We start from the raw sequence: 19190 nt of genomic DNA, 5'->3' as shown, positions 1-19190 counted from the left end.
AACAGGACTCTTCGACAAGCCCTATTTTCCCTGATCAGAAGGCACTTCTGCGTTTCCGGCCCACTCCTTGGACAACCCTTAACGAAGGGCCGAGGCTAACAGCGAGCGACCGACCAGAGCGAGCGACTCTGCCTATGTGAGTGCGCTTCGAGTACCTTTGCGGCGAATCTCTTCAGCGATGCGCTGCATAGTTTTATATAGCCGCTTGCCCCGAAACACAATTCTCTGGTGTCTGCTGGTACCAGACCAGGGCGGCGCGGAGATCTCGTAGCCCCGGCCGAATCATGCCGACCTCAATGCGGAACATTGGAACACCTCGCTTGTGATGAACCCTCGGCAAGTAGCGGCTGGGCAGCACGGCGGTGACGGCGTACAGATCTGCTGGAGTTACCTCAAGAACTGCAAAAATCCACCGGCGGCGCACCCGAGCCGCCGTGATGTTCGACCACGGGATGATTATGGGGTCGCCGCGCTGCGCCAACTCGATACCGAAACTGGACACCCGGATCCAGGTCGGGCGACTTCGCTGCAGTCGGGCCCCAACGCCGAAACCGACCGACCCTGCCACCAGCGGCAACGGTAAAGAGCTGAGGACGTCCCAGTCCGCAGGACGACCGAGCATCGCCGAGGCGAGCAGCATTGACAGCGCCCACACACCCATCATCATGGGCACGAGACCGAACAGCGCCCGCAGGACCGAATGCCGGAACAGCACCGCATCCGGTGCCGGGGCGGCCACATCTCGTGGACCCAATGATCTGTACCGTGGCATCTTGATCATGGTAAACATGCAGCCGGATGCTGTGACCTGGCCTTACGGTCAATACGTCGCACAGCTGTGGGCAGATGGACGGTCATCACCGTCGGAAGCGATGTGATGGCGAGACCGCCCCCACATGCCTGACGAGATCAGCACTCAGCCGTCCTGAGGTCGCTGCGGCATAAGGGACCGTCACCAGGCCAGGCGCGATGATCTGCGGGCAGCGGGTGCGGTCCGGGAATGGGCCGGCGCCGCACCGTGCTGTCAGTGGTTCGGGGTGCGCAGCACGGTGTCGAGCTGCCCGTCGCGGTCTGTGTCGAGGTAGGTGAGGTCGGGCACCCCGTCACCGTCGAGGTCGAGCTGCACCACGTCGGCGATGCCGTCCCCGTCGAGGTCGGTGACCACCTCAATCGATCCGTCCGAGCGTCGAATGACAATCGAGTTAGCGGCGGTGGCGACCCGGTCTGCCGGTCCGGGGATGGGCGGCGATCCAGGCGCGGAGGATGGCAACGGGTCGGGCTGGCTGGCGTACGCCCCGACCGGGCCGTCGGTGCCGGCCGGATCGATCTCCTCCTCAGAGGGGTAGACATCGCCGTGCCAGGCCGGATCAGGATAGGTACTCATCTCCCTGAAGTTCCTTGACGGAGCCGGCGGTAACCGTCGGCGCAGGAGAAGCACGCTGCTGTGCCGAGCACCGCGCCAACCTACGTGTGGCGGACCTCCACCTCATCGGCCGAAAGGCGGCAGAAGACGCATCGCGGCCACCCCTCCCGCCTCGCCGACCGAGATCGGGCGAGGCGGTGGCGGTGAGGGCTGCGGCCCGGGTCAGACTCCCAACTCATCGATGAAACGAAAGACGTCGTCGGCGCTGGCCGACTCCAAACGCTCACTGACCGAGTCCGGTGCCGGGTCGCTGCGGTCATCCAGCTCGTCGAGCAGGGCCCGCAGCCGCATCCCGACCCGCAACCGCAGCGCCGTGTCGTCGGCCGTGGCGGTCAGCGCTGCGGTCAGCTGGTCCAGGGTGGCCAGCACGGTCTCCGGGCCGGCCGCGCCGGCGCCGGACAGCTGGTCCTGCAGCAGCCGGGCGACCGCCACCGGCGTCGGATGGTCGAAGACCAGGGTGGCCGGCAGCGCGATACCGGTCGCGGCGCTCAGCCGGTTGCGCAGGTCCACCGCGGTCAGCGAGTCGAAACCGAACTCCTTGAACGGGCGGCGGGCGTCGACCGCGTCCGGCCCGTCGTGGCCGAGCACCGCAGCGGCGTGCGCGCGCACCAGGTCCAGCACGATCTGCTCGTGCTGGTGTGCCGGCGCGGCCGCCAACTGCCCGCGCACGGCAGCGCCGGCGTCGGCGGCGGGCGGTTGCTCGGCGGTGGCCGCGAGGGCCCGCACGGCCGGCAGGTCGGCGATCAGCGGGCGGGACCGGGCGAACGCGAAGGCCGGCGCGAACGTGGCCCAGTCGACGTCCGCGACCGCCAGGAAGGTGTCCCCGGCGCCGGCCGCCTGACGCATCGCGAGGATCGCCGCCTGCGGTGCCATCGCGCGGAAGCCCCGCTTGCGCATGTAGTCCTCGCCGCCGGTGTCGCCGGCCATTCCGCCGCCGTCCCACAGCCCCCACGCGACCGAGGTGACCGGCAGACCGCGGTGGCGGGCCTGCTCGGCGAGCGCGTCGAGGGCCGCGTTGGCGGCACCGTAAACGCCCTGCCGGGCGCTGCCCCAGACCCCGGCGTTGGACGAGAACAGCACGACCTGCTCCAGGTGTGCCGGGTCGAGCAGCTCCAGCAGGTGCACCGCGCCGTCGACCTTGCCGGACCGGACGAAGTCGAGGTCCGCGGCGGACGAGTCGGCCAGCAGCAGCGGGGCCAGGGTGCCGGCCGCGTGGATCAGTGCGGTGACCGGTTCCGGCAGATCGGCCAGCAGCTTGGCGATCTGGTCACGGTCCGCGGTGTCACAGGCCGCGATCGTCACGCGTACGCCGGTGGCGCTCAACTGCTCGCCCAGCTCACGCGCGCCCGGCGCGGCCTCACCACGACGGCTGGTGAGCACCACGTGCCCGGCGCCGGAACTCGCCGCCCAGCGCGCCACGTGGGCGCCCAGCGCACCGGTACCGCCGGTGATCAGGACCGTGCCGTGCGGCTCCCACAGCGGCGTTCCGGCAGCGACCGGCGCGGGCAGCAGCCGGCGGGCCAGCACCCCAGTCGACCGCACCGCGACCTGGTCCTCGCCGGCCAGCCCGGCCAGCACCGCCACGGTCCGGGCGGCGGCACGGTCGTCCACGATCGCCGGCAGGTCCAGCACACCGCCCCAGGACTCCGGGTGCTCCAGCGCGAACGTGCGGGCCAGCGCCCAGACCTGCGCCGCCGCGACACCGGACGGCGGATCGCCGGGTAGCGCGGCGACCCCGCCCTGGGTCAGGATCCACAGCGGGGCCGGTGTACCGCCGTACTCCCGCATCAGCGCGAGCGTGCCGAGCACCGCCGCGTCGTCGTCACCCATCGCCAACAGGGAGACGACACCGGCCCAGGGCCCGGCGCTCAGCGCGGCGACGTCCGTACCCGTCTCGACCTGCGCTCCCGCCGCGGCCAGCAGGCGCGGCACCTCCCCTGCGCCGCTCCCTGCCGCCTGCAGTACCAGCCAGGTACCGCTGAGCCGGGCCGGTTCGGGCTCCGGCAGTGGGGTGAAGACGATGCGGAAGCGCCAGTCGTCGACCTGCGAGCGTTCCCGGCGGGTGCGCCGCCAGCCCGCCAGGGCCGGCAGCACCGGTTCGAGGACGTCCGCGGCGACACCGAGGGTCCGCGCGAGCAGGGCCGGGTCGTCGGCGTCGACCGCGGCCCAGAAGTCGCCGTCCTCGCCCGCACCGGCCGCGCCGGGCGCGTCGACCAGCCAGTAGTGCTGGTGCTGGAAGGCGTAGGTGGGCACGCCCGGCGCGCGGCGCCGCCCGGGCAGTACCGCCGACCAGTCCACCGGGACACCACCGGTCCAGGCCTCGGCGAGCGCGCGGACCTCCCGCTCGGGGCCGTCCTCGTCGCGGCGCAGCGTGCCGGTGGCGGCGACCGTCGCGGCTTCGGCGGCGGCGACGTCCTGCAGCCCGGCGGTGAGCACCGGGTGCGGGCTGACCTCGACGAAGTGCCGGTAGCCGTCGGCGAGCAGCCGCTGCACCGCGGCGGCGAAGCGCACCGGGCGGCGCATGTTGTCGTACCAGTAGCCGGCGCCGTCGGTGAGAGTCCACGGCTCGGCGGCGACGGTGGAGTACCACGGGATCCGGGCGGTACCGGCCCGGACCGGTGCCAGCAACTCCAGGACCCGCTCGCGCAGCACGTCGACCTGGGCGGTGTGCCCGGCCGCGCTGGCCTTGATCCGCCGGGCCCGGACGCCGCCGGCCTCGCAGGCGGCGGCGAGGGCGTCGACGCCCGCGGTGTCCCCGGCGACGATGACCGCGGCCGGCCCGTTGACCGCCGCGATCTCCAGCCCGCCGGCGCCCAGTGCCGCGATCAGCGCGGCCACGTCGGCCTCGGCGGCGGCGACCGACAGCATTGCGCCTGCCCCGGCGATGCTCATCATCTCCCGGCTGCGCAGCGCCACGATCCGGGCCGCGTCGTCGAGGCTCAGCGCACCCGCGACGCAGGCCGCCGCGATCTCACCCTGGGAATGTCCGACGACCGCGGCCGGGGTGACGCCGTGCTGCGCCCACCAGGCGGCCAGCGACACCATCACGGCGAACAGCACCGGCTGCACCACGTCGAGCCGGTCCAGGTCCGGGGCCTGCGGGTGCTGTCGCAGCACCGCCTCCACCGAGTAGTCCAGATACTGCCCGAGGGCCGCGTCGCAGGCGCGCAAACGCTCGGTGAAGGCCGGTGACCGGTCGAGCAGCCCGGCGGCCATGCCCGCCCACTGGCTGCCCTGACCGGGGAAGACGAACACCACCCCACCGGGCGGGCCGGCTACCCCGGTGACCACGGCAGCGGACGGGCGCCCGTCCGCGAGAGCGCCGACCCCGGCCGGGTCCAGCGCGACCGCGCGGTGCTCCAGCCGGGCCCGCCCGGCGAGGGTGTGCGCCACATCGGTGACCGGTACGCCGGAAACCTCGCGCAGGTAGGTGTCCAGCCGGCGGGCCTGCCCGGCCAGCGCGGCACCGTCGCGGCCGGAGAGCAGCAGCGGCACGACCGGCAGCGACGGGTTCTCCGGGACCTCAGCGACCGGCGGCGCCTGCTCGAGGATGACGTGCGCGTTGGTGCCGCTGATCCCGAACGAGGAGACCCCGGCCCGGCGCGGCCGGTCCACCACGGGCCAGTCCCGCGCCGAGGTCAGCAGCTCGACGGCACCGGAACTCCAGTCGATGTGCGGCGACGGCGCGTCGATGTGCAGACTGCGCGGCAGGCTGCCGTGCCCGAGCGCCAGGATCATCTTGATCAGCCCGGCGACACCGGCGGCGGCCTGGGTGTGGCCCAGGTTCGACTTGACGCTGCCCAGCAGCAACGGCTCGGTACGGTCCTGCCCGTACGCGGCCAGCAGCGCCTGCGCCTCGATCGGGTCGCCGAGCGTGGTGCCGGTGCCGTGCGCCTCGACCGCGTCCACGTCCTGCGGGGTGAGCCCGGCGCTCGCCAGCGCCGACCGGATGACCCGCTGCTGCGACGGCCCGTTCGGCGCGGTCAGCCCGTTGGACGCGCCGTCGGAGTTGACCGCGCTGCCGCGCATCACCGCCAGGATCGGGTGGCCGAGCCGCTGCGCGTCGGAGAGCCGCTCCACCAGCAGCACCCCGGCACCCTCCGACCAGGTCGCGCCGTCGGCGGCCGCGGAGAACGGCTTGCACCGGCCGTCGGCGGCCGACCCGCCCTGCCGGGCGACCTCCACGAACGTGCCGGGGTTCGCCATCACCGAGACACCGCCGGCCAGCGCGATGTCGCACTCGCCGCGGCGCAGCGACTCGGCGGCCAGGTGCAGCGTGACCAGCGACGACGAGCAGGCGGTGTCGATCGTCAGGGCCGGGCCTTCCAGGCCGAAGACGTACGCGACGCGGCCCGACACCACACTGCCGGACACCCCGGTGGCCCGGTAGCCCTCGACACCCTCCGGCAGCGTGGTCAGCGCGGTGCCGTAGTCGTGGTACATCAGGCCGGCGAACACCCCGGCGCGGGTGCCGCGCTGACCCAGCGGGTCGAGACCGGCCCGCTCAAACGCCTCCCAGGAGATCTCCAGCAGCAGCCGCTGCTGCGGGTCCATGGCCAGCGCCTCACGCGGGGAGATGCCGAACAGCCCGGCGTCGAACTCACCGGCGTCGTAGAGGAACCCGCCCTGCCGGGTGAAGCCGGTGGTGCTGAGATCCCAGCCCCGGTCGGTGGGGAACCCGGAGATGGCGTCCACCTCGCCGTCGAGCAACTGCCACAGCTCCTCGGGCGACCGGACCCCGCCGGGGAACCGGCAGGCCATCCCGATCACCGCGATCGGCTCGTCGGCCCGGCCCGCGACCGCCGCCACGACCGGCGCCGCTGCGGCCGCGCCCAGCGCCCGGTCCAGCAGGAACAGCGCGATCGCCCGGGCGTTCGGGTAGTCGAAGGCCAGCGTCGCCGGCAGGGTCAGGCCGGTGGCCAGCTGCAGCCGGTTGCGCAGCTCGACCGCGGTCAGCGAGTCGAAGCCGAGGTCGCGCAGCGCCCGGTTGCCGTCGATCGCGCTGCCGGAGGCGAAGCCGAGCACCGCGGCGACCGTGCCGCGCACCAGCTCCACCGCGGTCTGCTCCCGCTCGGCGCCGGTCAGCCCGGCGAGCCGCTGCGCGAACGCACCCGGGTCGGTGGCGGTGGCGGCCCGCCGCAGCCCGGTACGGACCAGCCCGGACAGCACCGGCGGCAGCAGTCCGCTCTCCGCGGTGGCCCGCAGCGCGGGCAGGCTCAACGCCACCGGGACGGTCAGCGCGACACCGGTACGCAGGGACGCGTCGAACAGCGCGAGCCCCTGCTCGGGCATCAGCGGCAGCACCCCGCCGCGCCGCAGCCGCCGCCGGTCGGCGTCGGTGAGGCTGCCGGCCATCCCCGCGTCGGTCTCCCACAGACCCCAGGCGAGTGAGGTGGCCGGGAGCCCGCGGGCGTGGCGGAACGCGGCGAACGCGTCGGTGAACGCGTTGGCGGCGGCGTAGTTGGCCTGCCCGGCGTTGCCGAGCAGCCCGGCGGCCGAGGAGAACAGCAGGAACGCGGCGACCGGGTGCCCGGCGGTGGCGTCGTGCAGGTTCCAGGCGGCGTCGACCTTGGGGCGCAGCACGGCGTCCAGGCGGTCGGGGGTGAGGTCGGCCAGCAGCGCGTCGTCGAGCACGCCGGCGGTGTGGATCACGGCGCTGACGGTCAGGCCGGCCAGTGCGGCGTCGAGGGCGGCGCGGTCGGTGACGTCGCAGGCGACCATGCGCACGTCGGCGCCGTCGGGCGCCTCTCCCCCGCCGGAGCGGGACAGCAGCAGCAGGTCGCGGACGCCGTGTGCCGCCACCAGGTGGCGGGTGACCAGGCGGCCCAGGGTGCCGGTGGCACCGGTGACCACGACGGTGCCGCCGGTCAGGTCGGGCAGCGCGCTGTCCGGTGCGGTGCTGTCGCGGGCGACGCGCGGGACCAGGATCCGGCCGTCGCGGACGGCAACCTGGGGGTGGCCGGTGGCGAGCACGGCGGGGATCAGGTCCAGGGCCGGGGTGTCGGCGAGGGTGAGCCGGCCGGGGTGCTCGCTCTGCGCCGAGCGGACCAGCCCCCAGATCGCGGCGGCGGCCAGGTCACCGACGGTGTCGCCGGCGGGGGCCGCGACGGCGCCGTCGGTGCGCACGACCAGGTGGCCACCGTCGTCGGCGAGGAAGCGCTGCAGGACGTCGAGGACGCGGGCGGTCAGGTCACGCACGGCCGCGGCGTCGGCGAGCCCGGCGTCGGCACAGTCCAGCACGATGACGTCGTCGTCACCCCCGCCAAGGCTTCCTAGGAGGCTAGTGTGCGAGGTCGGGGTCATGACCGGCAACGGGGTCGACGCCGCGGCCGGTGTGCCGGTGTCGGTCCAGGTCAAGGTGTAGAGGGGCAGGGCGGGCGCGGCGCCGAGGCGATCGGCGGTGACCGGGCGGACCGCGAGGGCCTCGATGGTGAGGACCGGGCTGCCGGTGCTGTCGGCCGCGGTGAGCCGCACGGTGTCCGTGCCCTCGGCGGGCGTCAGGCGCACGCGCAGCTCGGCCGCGCCGACGGCGTGCAGGCGCAGGTCGCGGAAGGCGAACGGGAGCAGGGCGTCGTCGCCGGACACCAGGCCGCCGGCGGCCAGCGCGTGCAGGCAGGCGTCGAACAGGGCGGGGTGCACGCCGTATCCGTCGGTGTCGAGGCCCTCGGGCAGGGTGATCTCGGCGAGGATCTCGCCGTCGCGGCGCCAGGCCCGGCGCAGGCCCTGGAAGGCCGGGCCGTAGGCGAGGCCGGTGCCGGCCAGGGCGGCGTAGAGCGCGGCGGCGTCGACCGGCTCGGCGTCGGCGGGCGGCCACGGCAGGTCAGTCGGCTCGGCTGTGGGACTGGCCGGGCGCAACGTGCCGGTGGCGTGCAGCGTCCACTCCCCATCAGGTGCGGTCGGGCTCGCGGCACGCGAATGGATGGTGACGGTGCGGCGGGCGGCGCCCGGCTCCGGTTCGGTCACCGTGACACGCAGGTCGGCGCCGCCGGTCTCGGGCAGCGCCAGTGGCGCCTGCAACAGCAACTCCTCGACGTGCGGGGCGCCGGTCCACTCCCCCGCCGCCAGTGCCAGGTCGGCGAGCGCCGCGCCCGGCACCAGCACCGAGCCGAGCACCTCGTGGTCGGTCAGCCAGGCGTGGGTACGCCGCGACACGTGCCCGGTGAACACCACGGTGCCCGAGTCGGGCAGCAGAACGGCGGCGGCGAGCAGCGGATGGCCGGTGCCGTCCAGGCCCGCCTCGGTGAGGTCGCCGGCGCCGGGCGCGGAGGTCAGCCAGAAGTGCTGGCGCTGGAACGGATAGGTGGGCAGCCCGGCCAGCCAGCGGCCACGGACCGGCCAGGCTCGCCAGTCGACCGTGGCACCGCGTACCCATGCTTCACCGAGCGCACGGATCCGCGCGGCCGGACCATCCTCGCCGCGGCGCAGCGTGCCCCACACGCCCGCGCCGGGGGCGCACTGCTCGAGCGCGAGGGTCAGCACCGGGTGCCCGGACACCTCGGCGAACAGCCGGAAGCCGTCCTCGGCCAGCTGCCGCACCACCGGCGCGAACCGGACCGGCTCGCGCAGGTTGGACCACCAGTACTCCGGGCCCACCGCCTCGGTGACCTGCTCGCCGGTGACGGTGGAGTACCACGGGATCCGCGGTGTCGCGCCGCGCACACCGGCCAGCCCGGCCAGCACGGCGTCGTGCACCGGCTCGACGCGCGGTGAGTGCGACGCGTAGCCGACCTCGACCAGCCGGGCCCGCACGCCGCGCGCGTCGCACCAGGCCACAAACGATTCCAGGGCCGGGCGCTCACCGGCCACCACGACCTGGTCCGGGGAGTTGACCGCGGCCACGACCAGACCCGGTTGCTCGGCGGCCAGCCAGGACTCGACCTCGTCGGCGGGGGCGCCGATGGACGCCATCCCACCGGTGCCGTCGAGGTCGACCAGGGCGCGGGACCGGGCGGCGACCACCCGGGCGCCGTCGCGCACCGACAGCGCGCCGGCCGCCACGGCGGCGGCCACCTCGCCCTGGGAGTGCCCGAGGACGGCGGCGGGCACCACACCGTAGGACTCCCACCACGCGGTCAGGGCCACACCGACCGCCCAGAGCACCGGCTGGACCACCTCGACGCGGGTCAGCCACTCGTCGGTGCCGCGCAGCACCTGCTCGACCGAGAAGCCGGTGAGCGGGGCGAGGGCCTGGTCGCACTCGCGCAGCCGGTCGGCGAACGCCGGGGTGTCCAGCAGGCCGGCCGCCATGCGCAGCCACTGACCGCCCTGGCCCGGGTAGACGAAGACGACGTCGGTGCTGCCCAAGGGTGATCCGGCGACCGGACCGAGGCCGGCGGCCACCGCGTCGAGGCCGGCGGCGTCCCAGGCGACCGCCCGCGACGGCAGGCCCGCGCGGGTGGCGAGAGTGGCGGCGAGGTCGGCGAGCGGGGCGCCGGTGGCGGCCAGATACTCGCGTACCGAGGCGGCCTGGGCGGCGAGTCCCTGCTGGTCCGCGCCGGCGAGCGGCAGCGGGACCACCGGGGTGAGGTCGTCGCCGGCGTCCGGGGTGGACACCGTGGCCGGCGGCTCCTCGATGACGATGTGGGCGTTGGTGCCGCTGAAACCGAACGAGGACACCGCGGCGCGCCGGGGTGTCTCGCCGGCCGGCCACGGGCTCGCCTCGGTGAGCAGTTGCAGGGCGCCGGTGGACCAGTCGATGTGCGGGGACGGCGCGTCGACGTGCAGGGTGCGGGGCAGCACGCCGCGGCGCAGCGCCTCGACCAGCTTGATGATGCCGCCGACGCCGGCCGCGGCCTGGGTGTGGCCCAGGTTGGACTTGAGCGAGCCGAGCCGCAGCGGGGTCGCGCGGTCCCGGCCGTACGCGGCAAGCAGCGCCTGCGCCTCGATCGGGTCGCCGAGCCGGGTGCCGGTGCCGTGCGCCTCGACCGCGTCCACCTGTTCCGGAGTGAGCCCGGCGTCGGCGAGGGCGTCGCGGATGACGCGCTGCTGGGAGGGGCCGTTCGGGGCGGTGAGGCCGTTGGACGCGCCGTCCTGGTTGACCGCGCTGCCACGGATCACCGCGAGGATCGGGTGGCCGAGGCGTTCGGCGTCGGAGAGGCGCTCGACCAGCAGCAGGCCGGCGCCTTCGGACCAGCCGGTGCCGTCGGCCGCGGCGGCGAACGGCTTGCAGCGCCCGTCGCCGGCCAGGCCACCCTGGCGGGCGAACTCGACGAACGTGCTGGGGCTGGCCATCACGGTGACGCCGCCGGCCAGGGCCATGCTGCACTCGCCGCGGCGCAGCGCCTGCACCGCGAGGTGCAGGGCGACCAGCGACGACGAGCAGGCCGTGTCGATGGTCAGCGCCGGGCCCTCGAGGCCGAAGGTGTACGCGACCCGCCCGGAGACGACGCTGCCGGACGTGCCGGTCGCCAGGTACCCCTCGACGCCCTCGGGCAGCGTGCTCAGCTGGGCGGCGTAGTCGTGGTACATGACGCCGGCGAACACCCCGGTCCGGGTGCCCTTGACGCCGAGCGGGTCCAGCCCGGCACGCTCGAACGCCTCCCACGCGCACTCCAGCAGCAGCCGCTGCTGCGGGTCCATGGCCAGCGCCTCGCGCGGGGAGATGCCGAACACCGCGGGGTCGAACGAGCCCGCGTCGTCGAGGAAGCCGCCCTGCAGGGCGAAGTCGCCGTCGGTGACGTCCCAGCCGCGGTCGCCGGGAAAGCCGGTGATGGCGTCCCGGCCGGCGTCCAGCAGGTCGCCGAGCTGCTCGGGTGTGCGCACGCCGCCGGGGTAGCGGCAGGCCATGCCGACGATGGCCACCGGTTCGGTGGCTTTCTCCTGGACGTCGAGCAGGTCGCGGCGGGCCTGCCGCAGGTCGGTGGTGGCCCGCTTGAGGTAGTCGCGCAGCTTCGCTTCGGTGTCCATGTCTTCCTCGGGTCGCAGGGGGTCAGTTCGCGCCGAGCTCGTTGTCGAGCAGGCTGAACAGTTCGTCGTCGTCGGCGTCGGCGATGTCGGTGTCGGCCGTCGCTTCGGCGCCGGTAGTGGCTTCGGCGCCGGCCCAGCCGGCGAGCAGGGCCCGCAGCCGCAGCGCCACCGAGGTACGGGTGGCCTCGGAGGGGGTGCTCGCTGTCAGGCTGCTCTCCAGCCGGGCCAGTTCGGCGAGCAGTGCCGCGTCGCCACCGGCCGGTTCCGGGGTGAGCTGGTCGCGCAACGCGGTGGCGAGCGCCAGCGGCGTCGGGTGGTCGAAGATGAGCGTGGGTGCCAGGCGCAGCCCGGTGTCGGCGGCGAGGCGGTTGCGGAACTCGACCGCCGTGAGCGAGTCGAAGCCCAGCTCGCCGAAGGACCGGTCGTCGCCGATGTCGGCCGGCCCGGCGTGGCCGAGGACCGCAACAGCATGGGTACGGACCAGGCCGAGCAGCGTCCGGGTGCGCTCGGCGGGCGCGAGGGTGTCCAGGCGGGCGGTCAGCGCGCGGTCGCGGCCGGTCGAGGCCGACCGAGCAGGGGTACGGGTGGCCGGCGCCAGACCGCTGAACAGTTCCGGAATCGAACCCGCGGCGGCGGCTCGGCGCAGCGCGGGCAGATCCACGCCGAGCGGGACGAGCAGCGCGGCTCCGGCACCGAGCGCGGTGTCGAACAGTCCGAGCGCGTCCCCGGTCGACAGCGGCACGATGCCGCCGCGACGCATCCGGTCCCGGTCGGCGCCAACGCCAAGACCAGCGTCCCACAAACCCCAGGCCAAAGACATTGCGGGTACGCCGTCGGCGCGCAACCGGCTCGCATACGCGTCGAGGAAAGTGTTCGCCGCCGCGTAGTTCGCCTGTCCCGGGTTGCCGAGCAGCCCGGCGACCGAGGAGAACAGCACGAACGCCGTGAGCTGCCGGTCGGCCGTGGCGGCCCGCAGGTTGACGGCAGCGTCGACCTTGGCGGCCAGCACGCCCGCCAGCCGCTCGGGAGTCAGCGACGTGAGGGTCGCGTCGTCGGTACTGCCGGCGGCGTGCACCACCGCGCCGACCTCGACCGACGCGAGCAGGCCTCGCACGGCTTCCGCGTCGGCGAGGTCGCAGGCTTCCAGCCGGACCTCGGCACCGGCTGCGGTCAGCTCGTCGAGCAGCTCGGCGGCCCCGGGTGCGGCCGCACCACGGCGGCTGACCAGCAGCAGGCTCTTGACGCCGTGCGCGGTGACCAGGTGCCGGGCCAGGGCCGTGCCGAGGGCCCCGGTGGCGCCGGTGAGCACCACCGTGCCGTCGCCCAGGGAGATCGGCTCGGGTGCGGCCGGGGCGAGGGCGAACCTCGGCACCAGGACCGCGTCGCCCCGGATTGCGGCCTGGCCGATTCCCGCCGCGACCAGGCCGGGGACCAGCGTGTGCCCGTCCGGGCCGCCGTCCGCGTCGACCAGGGTGAACCGTCCGGGGTGCTCGCTCTGCGCGGCGCGGACCAGGCCCCACAGCGCGGCGTGGGTGAGCCCGGGTAGCGGGTCGGCCGCGGTGGTGGCCACCGCGCCGGAGGTCAGCACCACGAGGTGGCTGGCGGACCAGGCCGGGTCGGTGACCCACTGCTGGAGCAGGGCGAGGGTAGCCGCCACGGCGCGGTGAACCGCGGCCGGGCTCGCCGGTGGCGGCGCGGTGGCGTCGAGCAGCACGACCGCCGGTGCGACGGGCAGGGTGGGTAGCGGCTGGCCGTACGGCAGGTGGTGCCATCCGGCCGGGTCGGTGCCGGTCACCGGGGCGGGCTGCCAGGTCACGGTGTACAGGCCGGCCTGCTCGGACGGTGCCGGCGGGGCCAGCGGGCGCAGCGCGACGCGGTCGACGACGGCGACCGGCAGCCCGGCCGGGTCGGCGATGTCCAGGCGCACGCCGCCGGGGCCGGCCGGGGCGAGCCGCAGCACGAGGCTGGTCGCGCCGGGAGTCAGGATCCGCACGCCGGTGAAGGCGAACGGCAGCTGCACGGTGTCGCCGGGCAGCATCCCGGCGGCGGCGACGGCGTGCAGGGCGCTGTCCAGCAGGGCCGGGTGCAGCGCGAATCCGTCGGATGCGGCGTCGACCTGGACCTCGGCGTACACGTCGTCGCCGGAGCGCCAGGCGCGCCGCAGTCCGCGGAAGGCCGGGCCGTAGCCGAGGCCGGCGGCCTCCAGTGCTGGGTAGAGGCCGGTCAGGTCGAGTTCGTCGGCGTCGGCGGGGACGGGGACGGTGACGAGTTCGGCGCCGGTGTCGGCGGACAGCACCCCGGTGGCGTGCTCGGTCCACGGGCCGTCGGTGCCGGTCCGGGCGTGCACGGCGACCGCGCGGTGGCCGTCATCGTCCGGTGCGGCGACGATGACGCGGAGTTGGACGGCGTCGCGGCCGGGCAGGGTGAGCGGAGTTTGCAGCAGCAGTTCGTCCAGTGCCGGTGCGCCGACTTCGGCACCGGCGGCGAGCACCATCTCGGCCAAGGCCGCACCCGGGACGACGACGGCGCCGTGCACGGTGTGCTCCGCCGTCCACGGGTGGGTGGCGGTCGACAGCGAGCCGGTGAACAGCACGACGCCGGAGCCGGGGATCTCGGCGGCCGCACCGAGGACGGGGTGCCCGGTGCCGGTGAGGCCGAGCTCGGTGACGTCGCCGCCGGCACCGGTGCGGGGCCGGGGCCAGAACCGGCGGTGGTGGAACGGGTAGGTCGGCAGGTCGGCGGTGGCCCGGCCGAGCAGCGCCGTCCAGTCGACGTGCTGGCCGCGGACGAACAGTTCGGCGACGGCGCGCAGCAGCGTGTGCGGTTCGGAACGGTCGCGGCGCAGCGCGGCGACCGCATCGGGCACGAGGGTGGCGAGCACGGTGTCCGGGCCGAGCTCCAGGACCCGGGCCGCGTCGAGACGGGCCACCGCGTCGGCGAACCGCACCGGCTCGCGGACCTGCCGCACCCAGTACTCCGGGTCGGTCCAGTCGCCATCGGCGTCCACGGTCGAGGCCACGGCCAGGCGGGGCTCGCTGAACGTCAGCGTTGTCACGACGGCGCGGAAGTCGTCGAGCATCGGCTCCATCAGCCGGGAGTGGAATGCGTGACTGGTCCGCAGCCGGGTCGTCTTCCACCCGTACCCTTCAAGGGGTGAAATGTCCGAAGAGGGACCTGACACGACCACCGCGCGCGGCCCGTTGACCGCCGCGATGTCAACCTCCGGGAACGCGGCACGAACCTCGTCCTCCGACGCCTGCACCGCCACCATGACCCCGCCTGCGGGCAGGGCCTGCATGAGGCGCCCCCGCGCGGAGACCAGCGTGGCAGCATCGGCCAAGCTCAGGACACCGGCCGCATGGGCCGCCGCGATCTCGCCGATGGAATGGCCCGCGACGACATCCGGGCGGATGCCCCACGAGCGCACCAGGGCGAGCAAGGCGACCTCCAGGGCGAAGATGGCCGGCTGCGCCCAGCCGGTCTGCTCCACCTCCGGCTCCGGCAGCTCCAGCAGCGCCGCGACCTCGTCATACGCGGCGGCAAAAACCGGGAACACCTCGTAGAGGCCGCGGCCCATGTCGAGGCGCTGGGAGCCCTGGCCGGTGAAGACGATCGCGAGGCGGCCCTCGGTGGCGATGCCCCGGATGTCGTCGTCGCCGAGGTGCACCAGGCGGTGCGGCAGCATGGCCCGGGTGGCCAGGGTCGCCGCGATCCGGCCCGGCGGCAGGTCGGTGCGGGCGGCGACGAGAGTGTCCAGGTCGTCGAGGGCTTCCGGGCCGGCCGCGGTCAGCACGATCGGCGTGACCGGCAGCTCGATGCCGGCCACCGGTTCGACGGCCGGGACTGCTTCGAGGATGACGTGCGCGTTGGTGCCACTGATCCCGAACGACGACACCGCCGCCCGGCGCGGCCGATTTACCGCAGGCCACTCCCGCGACGAGGTCAGCAGCTCCACCTCGCCGGCCGACCAGTCCACCTGCTCGGTCGGCCGGTCCACGTGCAGCGTCGCCGGCAGCGAGCCGTGCCGCATCGCCTGGACCATCTTGATGATCCCGGCGACACCGGCGGCGGCCTGGGTGTGGCCGAGGTTCGACTTGACCGAACCGAGCAGCAGCGGCGTTGACCGATCCTGCCCATAGGTCGCCAGCAGCGCCTGCGCCTCGATCGGGTCACCGAGCGACGTGCCCGTGCCGTGCGCCTCGACCGCGTCCACGTCGGCCGTGGTCAGACCGGCACTGGCCAGCGCCGCGCGGATGACGCGCTGCTGCGACGGCCCGTTCGGCGCGGTCAGCCCATTCGACGCGCCGTCCTGGTTGACCGCACTCCCCCGCACCACCGCGAGGATCGGGTGACCGAGCCGCTGCGCGTCGGAAAGCCGTTCGACGAGCAGCATGCCGACGCCTTCGGACCAGCCCGTGCCGTCCGCCCCGTCGGCGAACGACTTGCACCGGCCATCGGGCGCCAAGCCCCGCTGCCGGGAGAAGCCGACGAAGGTCGCCGGGGTCGCCATCACCGTGACACCACCGGCCAGCGCCGCGTCGCACTCGCCGTTGCGCAGCGCCTGGACGGCCATGTGCAGTGCCACCAGCGACGACGAACACGCCGTGTCGACCGTGACCGCCGGGCCTTCCAGACCGAACGTGTAGGAGACGCGGCCCGAGGCGACGCTGTTGCTGACGCCGAGGAAGCCCTCGGTGTTGTCGGTGGATCCGTCGAGCACCAGGCCGTAGTCGTTGTACATGACGCCGACGAACACGCCGGTCCGTGAGCCGTGCAGCCCCCGCGGGTTGACGCCGGCCCGTTCGAACGCCTCCCACGACGTCTCCAGGAGCAGCCGGTGCTGCGGGTCCATGGCCAGGGCTTCGCGCGGCGCGATGCCGAACAGCTCCGGGTCGAAGTCGGCGGCGCCGGGCAGGAATCCGCCGTGCCGGGTGTAGGAGGTGCCCGGGTGGTCCGGGTCCGGGTGGTAGACCTCGGGCCAGTCCCGGTCCTCCGGGAACAACCCGACGCCGTCGCCGCCGGCGGCGACGAGGTTCCACAGGTCGTCCGGCGAGGCGACACCGCCCGGATAGCGGCAGGCCATGCCGACGATCACGATCGGTTCTTCGGTACGGGCGGCAGCCACCGGCGCGGCTGCGACGTCGGCAGTGTCCGGGCCGGCGAACTGCCCGGCCAGGTGCCCGGCGAGCGCGGCGACGGTCGGATAGTCGAAGACCAGCGTGGAGGGCAGTCGCAGCCCGGTGGCGGCGGCGAGCCGGTTGCGCAGCTCGATCCCGGTGAGCGAGTCGAAGCCCAGCTCGGTGAAGGCGCGACCGGCCGCGACCTGACCGGCCGAGGTGTGCCCGAGCACGTCGGCGACCTGCGCGCGGACCAGGCCCAGCACGGCGTGGTCCCGGTCGGCCGCCGGGAGCGCGGCGAGCCGCCGGCCCAGCGCGCCGGAGGCCGGGGTACGGGTGGTGGCGCGGACCGGAGCGAGGCCCTGCAGCAGTTCCGGAACGCTCGGCGCGTTGCGCAGCGCGGCGAGGTCGATCGCCAGCGGGGCGACCAGCGGACCGGCGCCCAGGGCCGCGTCGAAGGCGGCGAGGCCCTGCTCGGCGGTGAGCGCGAGCACGCCGCCGCGGCGCAGCCGGTCGAGGTCGGCACCGTCACCCATGCCGGCGTCCCACAACCCCCAGGCCATCGAGGTCGCGGGTACACCTTCGGTTCGCAACCAGCATGCGTACGCGTCGAGGTACGCATTCGCGGCGGCGTAGTTCGCCTGCCCCGGGTTGCCGAACAGTCCCGCCGCCGAGGAGAACAGCACGAACGCGCTCAGCGGCAGGTCCCGCGTGGCGGCGGCGAGGTTACGCGCCGCGTCGACCTTCGCGCGGAACACGGTGTCGAGGCGTTGCGGGGTCAGTGATTCCACGGTGCCGTCGTCGAGCACCCCGGCGGCGTGCACGACCGCGGTCACCGGCTCGTCGCGCAGGACGGCCGCGACCGCCGAGGCGTCGGCCAGGTCGCACGCGATCGAACGCACCCGGGCACCGTCGATCACCACGTCCCGGCCGGAGCGCGACAGCAGCAGCAGGTCGCGGACGCCATGTGCCCGCACCAGATGGCGGGCGATCAGGCCACCCAGCGTGCCGGTGGCGCCGGTGACCACCACGGTGCCGGTCCCGAAGTCCGGCGTGCCGGACGTCGTGGTCCGGACCAGCCGGGGCACCCGCACCAGGCCGTCGCGCACCAGCGCCTGCGGCACCGGGTAGAAAGCGTCGCCGGGGCTGTCGAGCAGGTGCACCCGGTCCGGGTGCTCGGACTGCGTGGAGCGGGCCAGGCCCCACAGCGCGGCACCGTCCGGGTCGGTGACGTGGTCGCCGACCGCGCCGAGGGTGCGGATCACCAGCCGGGAGCCGGCCCACTGCGGATCGGGCAGCCACGTCTGCAACAGGCTCAGCAGTGCGGCGGAGCGGTCCCGGGCCGGGCCGGGCGCGGTCGCGTCGACCAGCAGGACCGGGGCCGGTGCGGGCAGGGCCTCGCCCAGCGTCATCGTCACCATCGGTTCCGCCTGCGGCACGACCGGCTGCGGCGTCCACTCGACGCCGAACAGCAACCGGTCCGCAGAGGCGCCCGGGCGGCCGGCTGCCGCCGGGCGAAGGACCAGGTTGTCGACCTCGGCGACCGGCAGGCCGGAGGAGTCGGCGAGCGTGAGGCGGACGCTTGCAGCGGCCGGGCCGGGCGTGAGACACACCCGCACGGTCGCGCCGGCAGGCCGCTCCCAACGGACGCCGGAGAAGGCGAACGGCAGGTGGGCGTCGCCGGCCGGCACCATCCCGGCGGCGCCGATCGCGTGCAGCGCCGCGTCGAACAGGGCCGGGTGCACCGCGTAGCCGTCGGTGGCCTGGTCGGTGCTGATCTCGGCGAACACCGTCGTGCCGCGCCGCCAGACGCGGCGCAGGTTGCGGAAGGCCGGGCCGTAGCCGAGGCCCGCGGCCGCATAGTCGTCGTAGAGCCCGTCGAGGGTGAGCTCGTCGGCGTCGGCCGGCGGCCAGACCAGCAGGTCCGGGGAGTCACCCGGGGTTTCGAGGGTGGCGGCGAGCGCGCCGGTGGCGTGCAGGGTCCAGCCGCCTGGCTCGTCGTCGCGTCGGGAGTGGATGGTCAGCGCGCGCCGGAACGCGGCGTCGGGTGCCGCGACCTGGACCCGCAACCGGACCGGGGTGGTGGCCGGCAGGGTGAGCGGGGCGCGCAGGACGAGTTCCTCCACCGCCGGGGTGCCGGCGCGGGCACCGGCCGCCTGGGCCACTTCGAGCAGCGCGGTGCCGGGGACGACGGTGGCGTCGTGGACGCGGTGGTCGGTGAGCCAGGACGGGTTGCCGGCCGTCAGGGTGCCGGTGAACAGCATCGCGCCGAAGCCCGGCAGTTCGACGGCGGCGGCCAGCAGCGGGTGCTCCGGGTCGTCGAGGCCGGCGGCGGTCACGTCGCCGGACGGCGGCGTGGGCTCCAGCCAGAACCGCCGGTGCTGGAACGGGTAGGTGGGCAGGTCAGCGCGGAGGCCGTCGCCGAGCACAGCGGCCCAGTTGACGTCCTGGCCGTCGGTGAACAGGGCGGCGACCGCCGTGAGCAGGGTGGTGACCTCATCCCGGTCGCGGCGCAGCGCGGCGACGGCGATGAGCGGGGTGGTGGCCTCGTCGCGGTCGGGACCCAGGGCGGCGAGCGAACCGGGCACGAGCGTGGCGAGCACGGTGTCCGGACCGAGTTCCAGGACCCGGTTGGCGTTCAGCCGGGTCACGGCGTCGGCGAACCGCACCGGCTCGCGGACCTGCCGCACCCAGTACTCCGGGTCGGTCCAGTCGCCGCCCGCCTCCACGGTCGAGACCACGGT

4 protein-coding genes are annotated in these 19190 nt (G+C 74.6%); all 4 read right to left on the bottom strand.

All coding sequences use genetic code 11. The features are described from left to right. Positions 1-193 precede the first annotated feature (193 nt). Entirely contained in the window at positions 194-790 is a 597-nt protein-coding gene (locus tag ADL15_RS07665) for a hypothetical protein (protein WP_157441223.1), read from the bottom strand. A gap of 234 nt (positions 791-1024) precedes the next feature. After that, on the bottom strand, positions 1025-1384 hold the full coding sequence (locus ADL15_RS07660; RefSeq protein ID WP_067686197.1) for a hypothetical protein: 360 nt from the start codon (positions 1382-1384) through the stop codon (positions 1025-1027). 201 nt (positions 1385-1585) lie between these two features. After that, a complete protein-coding gene (locus tag ADL15_RS07655; protein ID WP_067686194.1) occupies positions 1586-11329 on the bottom strand; it encodes a type I polyketide synthase in 9744 nt (3247 codons plus the stop codon). A 22-nt stretch (positions 11330-11351) separates the two neighbouring features. Further along, a complete protein-coding gene (locus ADL15_RS56370) occupies positions 11352-19175 on the bottom strand; it encodes a type I polyketide synthase (RefSeq protein ID WP_269748317.1) in 7824 nt (2607 codons plus the stop codon). Positions 19176-19190 lie beyond the last annotated feature (15 nt).

It is taken from the genome of Actinoplanes awajinensis subsp. mycoplanecinus, assembly GCF_001509495.1.
Lineage (GTDB): Bacteria > Actinomycetota > Actinomycetes > Mycobacteriales > Micromonosporaceae > Actinoplanes > Actinoplanes palleronii.
Note: the sequence above shows the minus strand (reverse complement) of the source record. Positions and strands in the feature narration are given on the sequence as shown.